Source organism: Campylobacter helveticus (assembly GCF_002080395.1).
GTDB classification, from domain to species: domain Bacteria; phylum Campylobacterota; class Campylobacteria; order Campylobacterales; family Campylobacteraceae; genus Campylobacter_D; species Campylobacter_D helveticus.
In genome coordinates this window covers 20,555-34,012 of the sequence record NZ_CP020480.1, presented here as the reverse complement: position 1 = coordinate 34,012, position 13,458 = coordinate 20,555, and the positions used below count along the sequence as shown (strand labels likewise).

The 13,458-nt window shown below is 29.3% G+C and carries 15 protein-coding genes; 12 read left to right on the top strand and 3 right to left on the bottom strand.

The genetic code is table 11. The features are described 5' to 3' along the window. Positions 1–304: 304 nt before the first annotated feature. The 7 genes from CHELV3228_RS09930 (at position 305) to CHELV3228_RS09900 (ending at position 6,515) form a co-directional block, all read left to right on the top strand. Positions 305–547 carry a hypothetical protein gene (locus CHELV3228_RS09930; protein ID WP_082200907.1) on the top strand — a complete coding sequence of 81 codons (243 nt, stop codon included), beginning with the start codon at positions 305–307 and terminating at the stop codon, positions 545–547. Positions 548–585: 38 nt separating this feature from the next. Next, the gene (locus CHELV3228_RS09925; protein WP_082200906.1) at positions 586–891 is read left to right on the top strand and encodes an EexN family lipoprotein; all 306 of its coding nucleotides are present in this window, start codon (positions 586–588) and stop codon (positions 889–891) included. 34 nt (positions 892–925) lie between these two features. Further along, positions 926–1,618, top strand: a complete 693-nt coding sequence (locus CHELV3228_RS09920) for a hypothetical protein (RefSeq protein ID WP_082200905.1) — start codon at positions 926–928, stop codon at positions 1,616–1,618. A gap of 16 nt (positions 1,619–1,634) precedes the next feature. Next, positions 1,635–2,369, top strand: a complete 735-nt coding sequence (locus tag CHELV3228_RS09915) for a Fic family protein (RefSeq protein WP_082200904.1) — start codon at positions 1,635–1,637, stop codon at positions 2,367–2,369. A 7-nt stretch (positions 2,370–2,376) separates the two neighbouring features. Beyond that, positions 2,377–3,507, top strand: a complete 1,131-nt coding sequence (locus tag CHELV3228_RS09910; protein ID WP_082200903.1) for a DUF5710 domain-containing protein — start codon at positions 2,377–2,379, stop codon at positions 3,505–3,507. A 732-nt stretch (positions 3,508–4,239) separates the two neighbouring features. After that, entirely contained in the window at positions 4,240–6,033 is a 1,794-nt protein-coding gene (locus CHELV3228_RS09905; protein ID WP_082200902.1) for an AAA family ATPase, read from the top strand. A gap of 71 nt (positions 6,034–6,104) precedes the next feature. Then, positions 6,105–6,515, top strand: coding sequence for a hypothetical protein (locus CHELV3228_RS09900; protein WP_082200901.1), 411 nt, complete (start codon positions 6,105–6,107; stop codon positions 6,513–6,515). Between the two features lie 73 nt (positions 6,516–6,588). Here the strand turns inward: CHELV3228_RS09900 and CHELV3228_RS09895 are convergent, their stop codons facing one another. From CHELV3228_RS09895 to CHELV3228_RS09885, 3 genes are read right to left on the bottom strand one after another with little or no spacing between them, the layout of a single operon-like run. Beyond that, entirely contained in the window at positions 6,589–7,197 is a 609-nt protein-coding gene (locus tag CHELV3228_RS09895) for a recombinase family protein (protein ID WP_082200900.1), read from the bottom strand. Then, positions 7,194–7,574, bottom strand: coding sequence for a VapD family protein (gene vapD / locus CHELV3228_RS09890; protein WP_082200910.1), 381 nt, complete (start codon positions 7,572–7,574; stop codon positions 7,194–7,196). Before vapD ends, CHELV3228_RS09895 begins: the two co-directional genes overlap by 4 nt. Beyond that, entirely contained in the window at positions 7,571–7,894 is a 324-nt protein-coding gene (locus CHELV3228_RS09885) for a hypothetical protein (protein ID WP_082200899.1), read from the bottom strand. Before CHELV3228_RS09885 ends, vapD begins: the two co-directional genes overlap by 4 nt. Before the next feature lie 171 nt (positions 7,895–8,065). Here CHELV3228_RS09885 and CHELV3228_RS09880 point away from each other — a divergent pair, with 171 nt between their 5' ends. From CHELV3228_RS09880 to CHELV3228_RS09860, 5 genes are read left to right on the top strand one after another with little or no spacing between them, the layout of a single operon-like run. After that, positions 8,066–8,323 carry a TrbC/VirB2 family protein gene (locus CHELV3228_RS09880; RefSeq protein ID WP_082200898.1) on the top strand — a complete coding sequence of 86 codons (258 nt, stop codon included), beginning with the start codon at positions 8,066–8,068 and terminating at the stop codon, positions 8,321–8,323. 8 nt (positions 8,324–8,331) lie between these two features. Continuing rightward, the gene (locus tag CHELV3228_RS09875) at positions 8,332–11,103 is read left to right on the top strand and encodes a VirB4 family type IV secretion/conjugal transfer ATPase (protein WP_082200897.1); all 2,772 of its coding nucleotides are present in this window, start codon (positions 8,332–8,334) and stop codon (positions 11,101–11,103) included. Further along, complete coding sequence (locus CHELV3228_RS09870) at positions 11,100–11,720, top strand: Rha family transcriptional regulator (RefSeq protein ID WP_082200896.1); 621 nt, start codon at positions 11,100–11,102, stop codon at positions 11,718–11,720. Before CHELV3228_RS09875 ends, CHELV3228_RS09870 begins: the two co-directional genes overlap by 4 nt. Continuing rightward, positions 11,717–12,454: a type IV secretion system protein gene (locus tag CHELV3228_RS09865; protein ID WP_082200895.1), complete on the top strand. Its 738-nt coding sequence runs from the start codon at positions 11,717–11,719 to the stop codon at positions 12,452–12,454. The genes CHELV3228_RS09870 and CHELV3228_RS09865 overlap by 4 nt, the downstream gene beginning before the upstream one ends. Next, complete coding sequence (locus tag CHELV3228_RS09860; protein ID WP_082200894.1) at positions 12,454–13,449, top strand: TrbL/VirB6 family protein; 996 nt, start codon at positions 12,454–12,456, stop codon at positions 13,447–13,449. The genes CHELV3228_RS09865 and CHELV3228_RS09860 overlap by 1 nt, the downstream gene beginning before the upstream one ends. Positions 13,450–13,458 lie beyond the last annotated feature (9 nt).

The window sequence follows — 13,458 nt, the reverse complement described above, 5'->3', positions numbered from 1 at the left end:
ATTATTTCCTAAATCTACAATGCATCTGCCGCAAAAGTTTTAAACTTTTGCTTTTTGCGAAAGCAAAAACTCGGCTATTTTTACTTTTTCATTTTTGAAAAAGTAAAAATCTTTAAGAGCTCTCGGCAGAGCAGATGGGAAAGAGTTTAAAAGTATATGTATATACTTTTTGGAACTCTTTCCCTTATCCTGCATTTGATAAAACGCATTATAATTTTACTTAGCTTAAGATTAGTTTAATAATATCTAAACTATAATAATCAAATAATTTATTCGGTATTAACTCAACGATTGAAGGGATAAAATGGCAAAACTAGAATCTAAATTCATAACCAAAATAAAAAAAGAGATGAATCAAAAATTACAAAAAGAAATTGCTAAAGAAAATGAAAAACTCCAAAAAATAAGAGATAATTTATTAAACGATATTCTTTTGCAATCTTTCAATAATGAAAAAGTTGAAAATGAATTTTTAACTTTTTTAGATAAGTTTTCTTTATCAAATTCTAAAAAATATTATAAAGAATTAAAAGAAGCATATTTGTAAAAATTTAGCAAAATTTAATTTCATCATAAGGAGAAAAAATGAAAAAAATTATTTCAGGTTTAGTTGTAGCCTCTTTAGCTACTTTTACTTTTTTTGGTTGCAGTAGTGAGCCAAGAAGCATAGAAGAATTTCAAAAAATGCCAAAAGAAGAGTTAGATAAATTTAGAAAAGAGTGCGAAAACAAATTTAACAGCGCCGACTTTCAAAAGGAACTAATGCAATATGCGACAACAGGAAAATCCTCTAATAAAGAATTTATAGAATGCCAAAATGCTAATGAAGCTAAAATACGAAATGGTATGAAAGAAGACTTTATCCCTCAAGGATTTAAAAAAAATAATTAAGCCAAATTAAAACTATATTAAGGAAGATAAATAAATGAAAAAAATAGTTGATAACGAAGATATTGAGTCTATAAAAGTTGATTTTTTATCTTTAGATGAAAAGTTGTTGGGGAAAGATTTAAAAGAAAATCTTGAGTCTAAAAATCCCTTTACTGATTTAGAAGAAGTTGGGGCTGTTTTTTCTTTTTTAAGTCATATTGATGCGGTGCAAAATCAAAAAAATATTTTTTTAGGTAAGGTTGAAAACAAGCCTTTAAATTTCAAAATGGAATTAAAAAATAAAAATAATGAAAAAATCAATGAATATTTTTTCGACAATATAAATCTTGGTGAGGGAAACTTCACTCAAGGCATAGAGCATTTACTTTCGCTTGGAATGGCTAAAGAAAAAGGCACTCTTTTACAAAAGCTTAATAAACATTTACACATTCCTAATGATTTAAATTTAGAAAAATTAAAAAATTATGGATATTCTACTTTGGAAACCATAAAAGATATTTCGCAAAGTAAAATTTTAGGAGATGAATTAAGCAGTTTTATAGATGGTTTTGTAAAAAATGCTTTTTCCAACAACAATAAAGAACAAAAAAAGGAAACTAAGAAAGAATTAACTTCTGCGCAACAAGAAATGTTAGCAAAGGTTAAAGAATTTAGCTCTCAAAAAAAAAGTAAAGATAAAGAATATTCTCTTTCTAATAATAGAAAAAGTATCGCAATGTCTAGATAAATTATGGGGAAACGAAATGTTAAGTGATTTAAGCCTATTACAAAGAGAAGAGCTATTTAAAACATTGCGTGTTAGCATTACGCACCACAGTAATGCTATAGAAGGAATCTCTCTAAGCTATGGAGAAACAAAAACCTTGCTTGAAACAGGTAAAACTGCTAACAACAAACCACTTGATGAACAACTTGTAATATTAGGATTTGCACAAGCTTATGATTTAATCATCCGTGAAGCAAACGACAAAAATAAAATACTTGATAGCTCTTTTATTAAAGATTTGCACTTTCTTATCTTCTCTAATGCACAAAAAATTTGTCCCCATCTCGTTAGAAAACCTATTGGGGCATATAGAAATGAAGAGGTCAAAATCGTAGGCTCTAGCATAAAACTTACCCTGCCACACCTTATTTCACAAGAACTCGACAATTTGCTTTATAGATTTCCTAGCAATCAGCTCAATTTAGAACAAATTGCCGAATTTCACGCCCTTTATGAAAAAATTCACCCTTTTAGTGATGGAAATGGACGCACAGGAAGACTTTTAATGAGTTTCCAATGTATTCAAAATAATTTAATTCCACCCCTTATTGAAAATGAAAACAGAAAAAAATACTTAGAATTTCTACAAGAAGCTCAAATAAATAATAATATAAAAGCATTTGCGGAATTTCTAGAGTATTGCCAAAAAAGAAGTTTGGATTTAATCGATAGGGACTTTACACAAAAGCAAGAAAATAAATTTAGGAATTAAAATTCTAATGCCTCGCATAAGAAAATATCTCAATGTCCCCTTTAAAGACAAAGATGAAGCTAAAAGCTTGGGGGCTATTTGGGATAAAAATGCGAAAAAGTATTTTGTGCCTTATTACTTAGATTTTACCCCCTTTATCAAATGGAACGAAAACGCTCCAAAACAAAACTACATTAATCACAATGAAGCTCTTATACAATTTAAACACGCCTTAGAAGCTTTTGGACTTATCCTTGAGACTTATCCTATAATGAATGGCAAAATCCAAAGATGTAAAACAAAAGAAGATAAAGGAAATGAAAAAAGCGGAGCTTATCTAGGATACTTAGATGAATATCCTGCAGGTTTTATGCAAAATTTTAAAACAGGTATTAAAGAAAACTGGAAATTTCGGCTTGAAAAAGATTATCGAAGCTCTAAAACTGAAAAATCCTATTCTACAATCAATTCTCAAAAACAAGTCCAAAAAGAACAAGAGCTTTTAAATTTACAAGAAAAAACAGCCTTAAGACTTCAAAAAGAGTGGAATGAAGCAAAAAAAGCTCTAAATTCTCATTTATATTTAAAGAATAAAGGAATTAATAATGCCTATGATTTAAGAGTGGATAGGTTCAACAATCTTTTAATTCCGCTTAGAGACATTAAAGGAAAATTATGGTCTTTACAAAGAATTAGTGAAAGTGGCAGGAAAATCATAGGGGTGATTAAAACTAAAGAAGAAAAAGAAGTAGAATATTTAGCAAGAAAGAAAGGCTGTTTTTATACTCAAGTTTCTTTAGAAAAACAAAATGAGTTTTTAATTTGTGAGGGATTTGCTACGGCTATATCTTTACAAGAATATTTAAATAAAGCTGTAATTATGGCAATAGACGCAGGGAATTTAATTAGCGTAATTGAAGTGTTAAAACTAAATTATCCCTTTACACCTATTATTCTTTATGCGGATAATGATTTAAAAAATATCAATAATGTAGGATTAAACACTGCTAAAGCGATTAAAGAAAAATATGAAGATATTAAAGTGTTCTATCCAAACTTAGATGAAAGTGAAGCTAAAGAAGGTTTAAGCGATTTTAATGACATAGTTGTGAGATATGGAGCAAAGATAATAAAAGAAAAGATGAGTGAGTTAAAATAATAAATTTTTCTTTCTGCTCCGCCTATTAAAAAATCTCTCTAAAAACAAAATTAACGGCAAATAAGAATAAAAATTAAACTCTAAGTTAGAATTTAAAACAATACAATTCCTTATGAGAACAAGCTAACAAACTTAAAAACAAATCAAACTTTTTTAAAATTTGAAAATTTATTTCTTTAAAAATTTTTAAGTCTGCAGAAAAAGAAAAGCAACAAGCTATACTCTATTTATCTCTAGCTCAAAATGTTTTCACTTCTTTTTTGGAGTTTTAAAAAAGCGTTTTGCGATTAGCAAAACATTGCTTTTAATGTAAAAGCTCAAAAATCGTAAGATTTTTTAGCATTTCATAGTATTAGGCAAGATGGATTATTTATTAAATTTATTTTTATAAATTTAATAAATTTGAAAATTTAGAAGTCCTTACATTTAAGTCAATTTTGTTTTGGAAGCTCTATTTTTCTATATACTTATTTCGCAAAGATGTCAAAAACCATTACATTTAAGTCAAAAACCATTACATTTAAGTCAATTTATTCATAATTGGAAGCTCTTTATTTCGGTTTTTTATTGACATAGATGTAATAGATACTTACATTTAAGTCAATTTTGTTTTTTATGATTGATATGTAGTTTATTTATTGACATAGATGTAATAGTTTGGTATAATTTGCGTGTTTTTAAGAAAAGTCCTTACATTTAAGTCAATTTACTTGGGTAGAAGGGAGAAATTATATGCCAAAACGCAATACTATTGATACCATTACACTGGGGATTTTTAGCGATGAAAATGTTTCTGTGCTTTGTGAAGATACTATTAAGCTAGAGAGAGGTTCTGTAGCTGTATTAAGTGGCAATAGTGAAGTGGGAAAATCTTTTTTAGCTTTAAAAGTATGTGCTAATGCAATTAATGACGGTTTAAAGCCTTTTTTTTGGAGCATAGAAGATAAAAATCAAGCGATTTTAGAGCGCATTAAAAATGTAGAAAATTTCTATCCTTTTAATACTGCGGAGCTTGAATTTTCTAATGAGCTTCCAAAAATTAATAAAGAGCCTATAAGCAGTTTGAAAGAAGAGCTTAATGAGTTAGCAGATTGTGATTTGATTGTTCTTGATACTTTTAGTGCATTTTTTTCAATTTTAGGCTTCAAAGACCAAAATAATCAAAATGATGTGCAAAATTTCTTTAATATTTTAACCGATATAGCAAAATCAAACAATCAGGCAATTTTATTACTTCATCACTTAGATAAAAAAGGCGAAAGCCTTATGGGCAGCTCTGTAATTATTAATGCTCCAAGGCTCGTTTATAAGCTTTCCTTTGAAAAGGGAGAAGATAAAAGCACCACAACTTACCGTTTGCTTGAAGTTTTAAAGGATAATAATAATATTAATGCTGGAGAATTTCAAAAGACGATTAAAGTATTACAAAATTCTAGTATTGATGAGCCTTTGATTAAAAATATTAAAGCTAACAGTGTTGATTCTAATACATTAGAGATTATTAATAAACAAGATATCTCTGCCGTGAGCGTCAATGATTTGGCAGAGGGTTATGTAACGATGAATGAAAATAGAGGGGTTTTTTATCTAAGTTCGCGAAAACTTACTGATACTAATTTCTATAAAGCATTTAAAGAAAACGACAATAAAATAGAATTTGAAATGACAGGTGCAAATGGCTCATCTTATGCAATTAGTTTAAAAAACTCTTTATTGACACAAACACATAGAAATATCTTAGACGCCTTATTTTTATATATTAAGAAAAATGTGGATACGAATGTGATAAAGAAATATCAAGAAAATTTTTGGGATATGGAGGTGAGATTAGAGCCTTATAAATTTTTAAAACAATATCTTAATAAAACCTCTAATAACTACTCTTGGTTAAAGCAAAAATTTACAGAAATTTCTCGTTTTGCGTATGATTTAGCTTTTACTCAAAATGTTGAAGGTGGAGATAAAAAAACTATTGCTCAAAGAGATAAGGGAATTTTAATGTTTGATTCTGTAGAGCGCATTACTAAAGATAATGGAACTATCATCTCGGTATTTGTTTTAACGGTGCGTAGAGAATACATTAAAAAACTTGAAACCGAATCCACTCTTTCTTATGATGATGATTTATCAAAAATTCTTATCAATTTAAATTCTTTAGTGGCACAGGATTTGATTAGATTTTTAACAAGTTTTCCTGACAAAAAAATCCTTAGTTATAGTGAGTTCTGCGAAATTAAAGCTTATAAATTTTATAAAGAAAATTCCATAATTTCAAAACAAAAAAAAGAAATTATTAAATTAAAAGACAAGTTTATAGAGTTTGGCATTAATATTTATGGTAAAAATGTAGAGTTTGCCGATTATGATGACGAGTTCTTTTATAATAAATATAAAAATGAAAACGATTTGTTCTTTGTTTATCAAAGCAACAATAGGGTAAAAAGGTATATTAAGCGAAGCGACCCTATGAATCAATTAAATACCAAAAACAATAAATTTCTCTTGCCAAAGTCTTTATTCGATTGAGTTTTAAGACTTTAAAATAGATATTTCATATAAGAATATTTTTAGAATATTAGAAGTTAATAAGGACGATTATGAGTGAATGGGACACTTGGGCAGAAGAACAAAGGCAAAGAAATTTCCAAAGAGTGCAGCAAGAACAACAAAAAAAGTCTAATCAAGCAGAAGCTGAGATGATTGGCGGTGCTATTGGGGTTATAATAGGAGCGTTTTTCTTCCTAGTTGGTTTAGCCTTTGCGATTTTGGTTTTATGCTTAAAATACTTTTTTCTCTTTTTAGTATTTTTGCGTAATAAATTTTTTATCCATTGGAATTGGTATGTAAAAACGGAAGATGTAATCTATCAAGGCTTAATATGGATTAAAAAGATTGTTGGTATAATCTTAGCCATAATATTTATTCTGCCCTTTGTCATACTTTTTAAATGGTGGGAATTGTGGCTTGTTGTTGGGATTGTTTTGTTATATTATTACTATGGAAAATGATTAATAGAGAGTTAAATCGTTCGTAAGATTTTATCCAAAAATTTTTATAATTTACTTAAACAAAGAATTAATTTTATTTTAATTTTCGTTTTTTAATAAACCACAATAAACCGTCATAAGTCCTACCACTATCACTATAAAGTAATTTCCAAATACTTGCAATGGATAGTTTTTTATCAAGAAGCACTTTAATTTTTTCTATATCTTTATCATACACGCTTTTTAAAGTGCCTTTTGGGCGTCCTAGTATTTTGCCATTAATTCTTGCATTTTCAAGCCCTGCTTTTGTTCTTTTGCTTATTAATTCTCTTTCATTTTCCGCTAAATAAGCGTAAATTGATAAAATTAATTTTGAGCTAGGATTGTTAAAATTACTAAGTTCAATTTGTCTTAAAAACAAAAAATTGATTTGATTATCGTTTAATTCAAGCACTAAATTAATTATCTCTAACATACTTCTACCAAGCCTTGATAGCTCAGTAGCTATTAACAAATCCCCTGCTTTTAATTTTTTCTTTAAATCTTTAATTTTTCTTTTTTCTTGTGATTTAGTTGAGCTTATTTTTACCTCTAAAATTTCATCTAATTTAATATTATTTTTATGACAATATTCCATAATCTCTAATTTTTGAGAATCTAATTCTTGTTTATTTGTTGAAACTCTTACATAAGCTATATTCATAATTCTATATCTTGTGATTTTTGATTAGATTGTATTTGCAAATTTTTATTGTGATTAATTTTTTTATTAAGCTCTTGAGTGCATAAACTTTGTATAGTATCTTTTAAACTATATTGTTCCCCTATATCAGTTACATCAAATTCTTTAATGCAAGAACCTATCCAAGCACATTTTTTAGTAAGTCTTTTTATAAGCAAATTTATTTGTTTATCACTCATCGGTTTTATTGAAGTATAACCTGAATATTGTCTATGCTCGAAGCCATTTTTAAGCATAAAATTTTTAATACTACCATAAGCTTCCCTTGTATCGCTAAAATATTTTTTAAGCTTATTTGTTGATAAATCAAAATTGATAGCTTTGCGAGAAAGATTTATTGCCATATGCCCTCATTTTCTTCTTTAAAAAAACTTATTAAATCGCTATCTCCCTCTTTTTCGCTTAACCAAGTCCATTCTTTAACATTAAGAGTGAACCAATCGCATTCGACTAGATTACAATTAACAAATATTCCTAAACAACCTAAATCATTTTTATCGCCTCTGCAATGATAGGTATTTTTATCAATTTTTATTAGCCCTGATTCTTTAGCATACTTATCAATAATTTTATACATATCATTTAAATCATACTTTCCCTCTTTTAAAATTTTTTCTTCATCTAAAACTATTTTTGTGCCTAAAAGTGGATAAGCCATTTTGTCTCCTTAGCATAAATTTCATTTTTAAATTATAGCAAAATTTCGTTATATAAATAAAAACCTTAAAAAATAATTTTTATTCATCATAAAACTTAATTTAATTCATTTATTAAGCTAATTTTAAAAAGTAGATTTAATGAACGATTTAATTTATATAAAGGTGAGTAAATGAAAGCAAAATTATTTATTATTTTCAGTCCATTGTTTGTATTTTCAGCTGGTGGAATTGATAAGGTTAATAGTTTTCTAGAAAATCTTAGCACCGCACTTTACGGCATTGGTGCGGTTGTTTTGACCATAGCTTTTATGTGGGCTGGTTTTAAAATTATGTTTCAAGGACAAACACTTAGAGAAGTTGCACCTGTATTTATCGGCGGTGTTTTAGTCGGTGCGGCTTCGGCAATTGCTGGTTATATTATAGCTTAAGAGTTTGTATGCAAGCCATTCCTCTTTTTAAAGGCTTAACGCGTCCCCCTATGATATTTGGTGTGCCTATCGTGCCTTTGTTTGTTGCTATGGGAGCTATCTTTTTGATTAGCTTTTATACGCAAAATATTTTTATGACTATTTTATCTGTGCCTGTATATTTTGTGATGAAACAAATGGCTAAAAAAGACGATTTCATATTTCATTTGTTGTTTTTGAAAATGAAGTTTTTTACAAATCCATTTTCAAAGAAATTTCATAATGTCAAAACTTACTCAGCAAATCATTACAATCATAAACAAAATTCAAAAAATTTCATTCCAAAACTTTCACTTTTTCATCTTAATGCTGAACCAAATTTTGAAAAGCTAATTCCATTTTCTTCTATTATCGATGAAGGTGTGGTTATTACAAAAGATTATTTGTTTGTTGCCACTTATGAAATCGAGGGAATTTCTTTTGAAACAAAAAGCGATGAAGAGCTTGATTTTAAAAACGAGGCTCTAAATATGCTTTTCAAATCTTTTGCAAATGAAAGCGTGAGTTTTTACTTTCATAACATAAGGCACAAAATTGAAAAAAGCTTACAATCAAATTTTACAAATAGCTATCTTAAAGAGCTTGATGAAAAATACTACGAAATCTTTAAAGATGGTGCATTATATAAGAATTCTTTATTTCTAAGCATAGTCTATAATCCTATCTCAAAACTTGAAAAACAAAGCTTTAAAAAACTTTCCCTAATGAATAAAAGTAAAGAATTAAAAAGCTATTTGCAGAAATTCAAAGAACTCATTTTAAGACTAGAAGCAAATTTAAATTCTTTTGAGGCAAAAAGACTTTGCGAATATGAAGAAAATGGCAATCTGTTTTCTAAACAGCTTGAATTCTACAATTATCTCTTAGGAGGAAAATTTAGCAAAGTTAGACTTTTAAAAAGTCCTATTTATGAGTATCTTACAGGGAATTTGAATTCAATTTATTTTAATTATGATATGGCTCAGCTTAATTATAATGATGAAAATAAAAAATTTGTAAGAGCTGTTGAAATTAAGGATTACTCCAGTGAAGTTCACGCAGGAATTTTAAATGTTTTGATGTATTTGGATATTGAATACACCATAACGCAAAGTTTTCAAACCCTAGCTAGAATAGACGCAAAATCTGCCTTAGATAAACAAAGAAAGCAATTAATAGCAAGTGAAGATGATGCTATCTCTCAAGTTGAACAGCTTGATTTTGCTCTTGATTCTTTAGCAGGTGGAGAGCTTTCTTTTGGAAAATATCATTTTGAAATGCTTATTTATGGTGATACTCCAAAAGAATGTAAAGATAATGCAAATACAGTTATTACGAAACTAAACGAGCTTGGCTTTATGGCAAGTATTGCAAATGTAGCTTTACCTAGTGCGTATTTTTCAACATTGCCTTGCAATTTTTCTCTCCGTCCTCGTGTAAATTTACTCTCAAGTTTAAATTACTCCGCTCTTATCGCCTTGCACAATTTTAATAGAGGCAAAAAGAACAAAAATTGCTGGGGTGAGGCGGTAAGTATGCTTAAAACAAGAAGCAAGAGTCCTTATTATTTAAATTTTCACCAAAGCGGAGGTAAAAATAAAGATGATTTTGGAGAATTTCTTTTAGCAAATACTCTAATCTTAGGACAAAGTAGTGGCGGTAAAACCGTGTTTATGAATTTTAGCTTCAATCAAATGCTTAAATATGCTGATAAAAATACCTTTCCTAATGATTTACCTGATGAGAAAAAACAATTTACAGCTGTATATTTGGATAAAGATAAGGGAGCTTTGGGCAATATTTTATGTGCGGGTGGCAGATATATTAGTATTGAAAATGGTAAGCCTACAGGCTTTAATCCCTTTATGGTTGAAAGCACACCAGAAAATATAAGAGCTTTAAAAAATATCATTACACTTTGCGTAACAAGAAAAGGTGAAATTTTAAACACTAAGGAAGAGAAAAAGTTAAGCGATGCGGTAGATTTCATAATGACTCAATTTGAAGTGCAAGAAAGAAAATACCCTATTTCCTTACTTTTAGAAAATCTAACCGAAGATGTCAATGATGATAATTCCTTAAAATCAAGACTCTTAGCTTTTAAACAAGGCAAACAATTTGGCTGGGTATTCGATAACGAATTTGACAATTTAGACTTTCCTGATTCTATCAATGTATTTGGTATCGATGGGACTGAATTTTTAGATGATAGTGATGTTAATGGGATACTTAGCTATTTCATACTTTGGCGCGTAATGAATTTGGCTGATGGGCGTAGGCTTGTCATTGATATAGATGAGGCTTGGAAATGGCTAGAAAATGATATTGTAGCAAATGAAGTAAAGAACAAATTTAAAACCATTAGAAAGCAAAATGGTTTTTTAAGATTAGCAACGCAAAGCGTGGAAGATTTTTTAAAGCTTCCTATTGCAAAAACTATCATAGAACAATCCGCAACTAAGATTTTCTTACCTAATCCGCAAGCAAGAGAGGAAGATTATGTAGGCGGACTTAATTTAAGTTTCGATGAATACGAAATCATTAAAAACTTTCAACCTGAAAATAGAAATTTGCTCGTTAAAAGGCAAGATGAAAGTGTTATAGCAAATTTTAATTTAAGCTCTTTAGGTAAGGAAAATTTAATGATACTTTCCACAGGAACAGCCTTTATCGATACTATTGAGACAATTTTTAAACAAGAAAACAAAAGTCTTGATGAAAAAATAGCAGAGCTTAAAAAATTTTATAAGGAGCAAAAATGAGTTTCTTGCATTCTTTAATTATCAATGATTGTGAAGTGAAATTTTCAGCAAATGAAAATAAGACTTTTTGCACGAGTTTAGATATAGCTAGGGTTTTTGGAAAAAGACATGATCATGTCTTAAGAGACATTGAAAATCTTTTAAAAGATTTGCGAGAAATAGGTGCTTCTAACGAATTACTCAACTTTGGGGAGGTCGTAAGAATATCGAAAACAACGAACCCTAAGAGTGGTAAGCTTGTTAATAGAAAAATGCCTATGTATAAAATTACTCGTGATGGTTTTTCACTTTTAGCGATGGGCTTTACAGGTAAAAAGGCATTGCAATGGAAAATCGCTTTTATTGATGCTTTTAATACTATGGAAAAGCTTTTGCAAAAAGAAATTTATAGTCCTAATAAATACTTAACAGATTTAATGAGACAAATTTATCCTAATTTGCCACAAGACGACTATGAAATTAATGTGCTTATCACAAATAAACCTCACACAAGAGAAGCTAAAAATATTTTCTCTTTAAATTATCTTGTAGATAATCGCACACCAAAAGACCCAAATATAAATTTTAACATATCTTTTCAAACTCGTAAAATCAAATCACCTAAGGAGAAAAAATGAAATTTTCACATTTAAGTCTTGCTGTTTTAGTGTCGCTATCTCAATGTTTTGGTGCTGGTATTCCTGTAGTAGATACCACTGCAAATCAACAAATGTCTATGCAAAATGCAAAGCAAGTAGCAGAATGGGCTAAAGAAGCTTCAAGGTGGAGTGAAACAGTAGCTCACTATCAAAAACAGCTTCAAGCTTATGCCGAAGAATTAAAGGCAAAAACAGGAATTAAAGATTCTCTTTCAACACTTAAGGACTTTTCTCAAATTTATGCAGATTTTGGTAGGGCTTATGAGAATATCCAAGACTTTAACGAAAAGGTTTTAAGCGACCCTGATGGTTTTATCAAAGATAAATTAAAAGATACTTACTCTAAGTATATGATTTTTGATAGGTGTGAATTTATACAAGATACAAATAGAAGAAATATTTGCCTTTCTCAAATGCTCACCACTGCGGCTGAAATACAAAGCACACAAGAAAAATCAAAACAATTAAATGGTATTGCAAAAGTAATACAAGAAATTGATGCAAAAATGAAACAAAGCAAAGATATTAAAGAAAGTCAAGATTTGGCTAATGCTTTAAGTGTCCAAACAGCAAAGTTGCAGGTTATTAATGCAAATTTACAAAATGAACATTATCGCTATGAGGCAGAAAGAAGAGCAAAAGAAGAGCAAATCAATCAAATGATTTCAAAAGGAATGCAAGAAGATTTTATCCCTCAAGGATTTAAAAAATAATGCAAACAGAAATTTTTTCAAATTTAGGTGCTATTGTTGAACAATCCTTTGAGCTATTAAAAAATGCGAGTTTAAACGATAAATTTATAGAATTACAAGCCATTATTTCCTCAATGATAGTTATTAGCATTATGTATCAAGGCTACTTAACTATGGCTGGAAGACAGCAAGACCCTATAAGAGAATTAGCTTGGGATATAGGCAGAAAAATGCTTATTTTGTGTTTTGTTTTAAATGTTAATGGTTGGCTCAATTTAACGATTGATACTTTAAACGCCGTCTATGAGTGGGCTGGTGGCGGGTCGGTATTTTATGCAAAACTCGATGAATTAAACAATAGCTTTTTTACAAGTTTGGAGGAAGTTTGGAAAACTTATTCTGGTCTTGAAAAACTTATTGGTTTTTTTGTTTGTCTTTTTATGATAATTTCTTATTTGGCTGTAATTTTAAGTTTTGCTTTTTCAATCATCAAAACAAGCATAACAAATACTTTACTCATTATAGTTTTACCTTTAGCCTTGCTTTTCTTTATGTATCAAACGACTAAACAAGTTTTTCAGCAATGGTTACAAATGTTTTTCTCAAACATTATTTTACTTATCTTACTAACAAATTTCATTGATTTTATTTGTGGAAATTTAACGACTTTATATAGTCAAGGAAATAAAAGCGATAGCCTTTTTATAACTATTGCATTTCCTATTTTAATCTCTGCTATTTTAATCACAATTGTAAGCACAATGCAAGGATTAGCTTCAAATTTAGCTCAGGTCAGTTTAGACGCTTCAGCAGGTGGAGCAATGGGACAACTAGGCTCAGGTGTGGGACTTGCTTTTCGTGGTGGAAAAACAGCAGGAAAACTAGGCTGGAAAGGAGGAAAATTAGCTGGTAAAGGTGCTTGGGGGACAGGCAAAGGAGTTTATAAGGCAGGACTAGGTTTGGGTAAAGGTGGTGCTTGGTTAGCTAAAAAAGCTTGGGGTCAAATCAGTGGTTAAAGGAGTAAA

What these genes read in the sequence shown, in the direction of transcription:
- CHELV3228_RS09910 (WP_082200903.1), top strand. Translation starts at nt 2,377, where the DNA reads ATGCCTCGCATAAGAAAATATCTCAATGTCCCCTTTAAAGACAAAGAT.
- CHELV3228_RS09875 (WP_082200897.1), top strand. Translation starts at nt 8,332, where the DNA reads ATGCAAGCCATTCCTCTTTTTAAAGGCTTAACGCGTCCCCCTATGATA.
- CHELV3228_RS09885 (WP_082200899.1), bottom strand. Translation starts at nt 7,894, where the DNA reads ATGGCTTATCCACTTTTAGGCACAAAAATAGTTTTAGATGAAGAAAAA.
- CHELV3228_RS09900 (WP_082200901.1), top strand. Translation starts at nt 6,105, where the DNA reads ATGAGTGAATGGGACACTTGGGCAGAAGAACAAAGGCAAAGAAATTTC.
- CHELV3228_RS09880 (WP_082200898.1), top strand. Translation starts at nt 8,066, where the DNA reads ATGAAAGCAAAATTATTTATTATTTTCAGTCCATTGTTTGTATTTTCA.
- CHELV3228_RS09925 (WP_082200906.1), top strand. Translation starts at nt 586, where the DNA reads ATGAAAAAAATTATTTCAGGTTTAGTTGTAGCCTCTTTAGCTACTTTT.
- CHELV3228_RS09865 (WP_082200895.1), top strand. Translation starts at nt 11,717, where the DNA reads ATGAAATTTTCACATTTAAGTCTTGCTGTTTTAGTGTCGCTATCTCAA.
- CHELV3228_RS09915 (WP_082200904.1), top strand. Translation starts at nt 1,635, where the DNA reads ATGTTAAGTGATTTAAGCCTATTACAAAGAGAAGAGCTATTTAAAACA.
- CHELV3228_RS09905 (WP_082200902.1), top strand. Translation starts at nt 4,240, where the DNA reads ATGCCAAAACGCAATACTATTGATACCATTACACTGGGGATTTTTAGC.
- CHELV3228_RS09870 (WP_082200896.1), top strand. Translation starts at nt 11,100, where the DNA reads ATGAGTTTCTTGCATTCTTTAATTATCAATGATTGTGAAGTGAAATTT.
- CHELV3228_RS09860 (WP_082200894.1), top strand. Translation starts at nt 12,454, where the DNA reads ATGCAAACAGAAATTTTTTCAAATTTAGGTGCTATTGTTGAACAATCC.
- CHELV3228_RS09920 (WP_082200905.1), top strand. Translation starts at nt 926, where the DNA reads ATGAAAAAAATAGTTGATAACGAAGATATTGAGTCTATAAAAGTTGAT.
- CHELV3228_RS09930 (WP_082200907.1), top strand. Translation starts at nt 305, where the DNA reads ATGGCAAAACTAGAATCTAAATTCATAACCAAAATAAAAAAAGAGATG.
- CHELV3228_RS09895 (WP_082200900.1), bottom strand. Translation starts at nt 7,197, where the DNA reads ATGAATATAGCTTATGTAAGAGTTTCAACAAATAAACAAGAATTAGAT.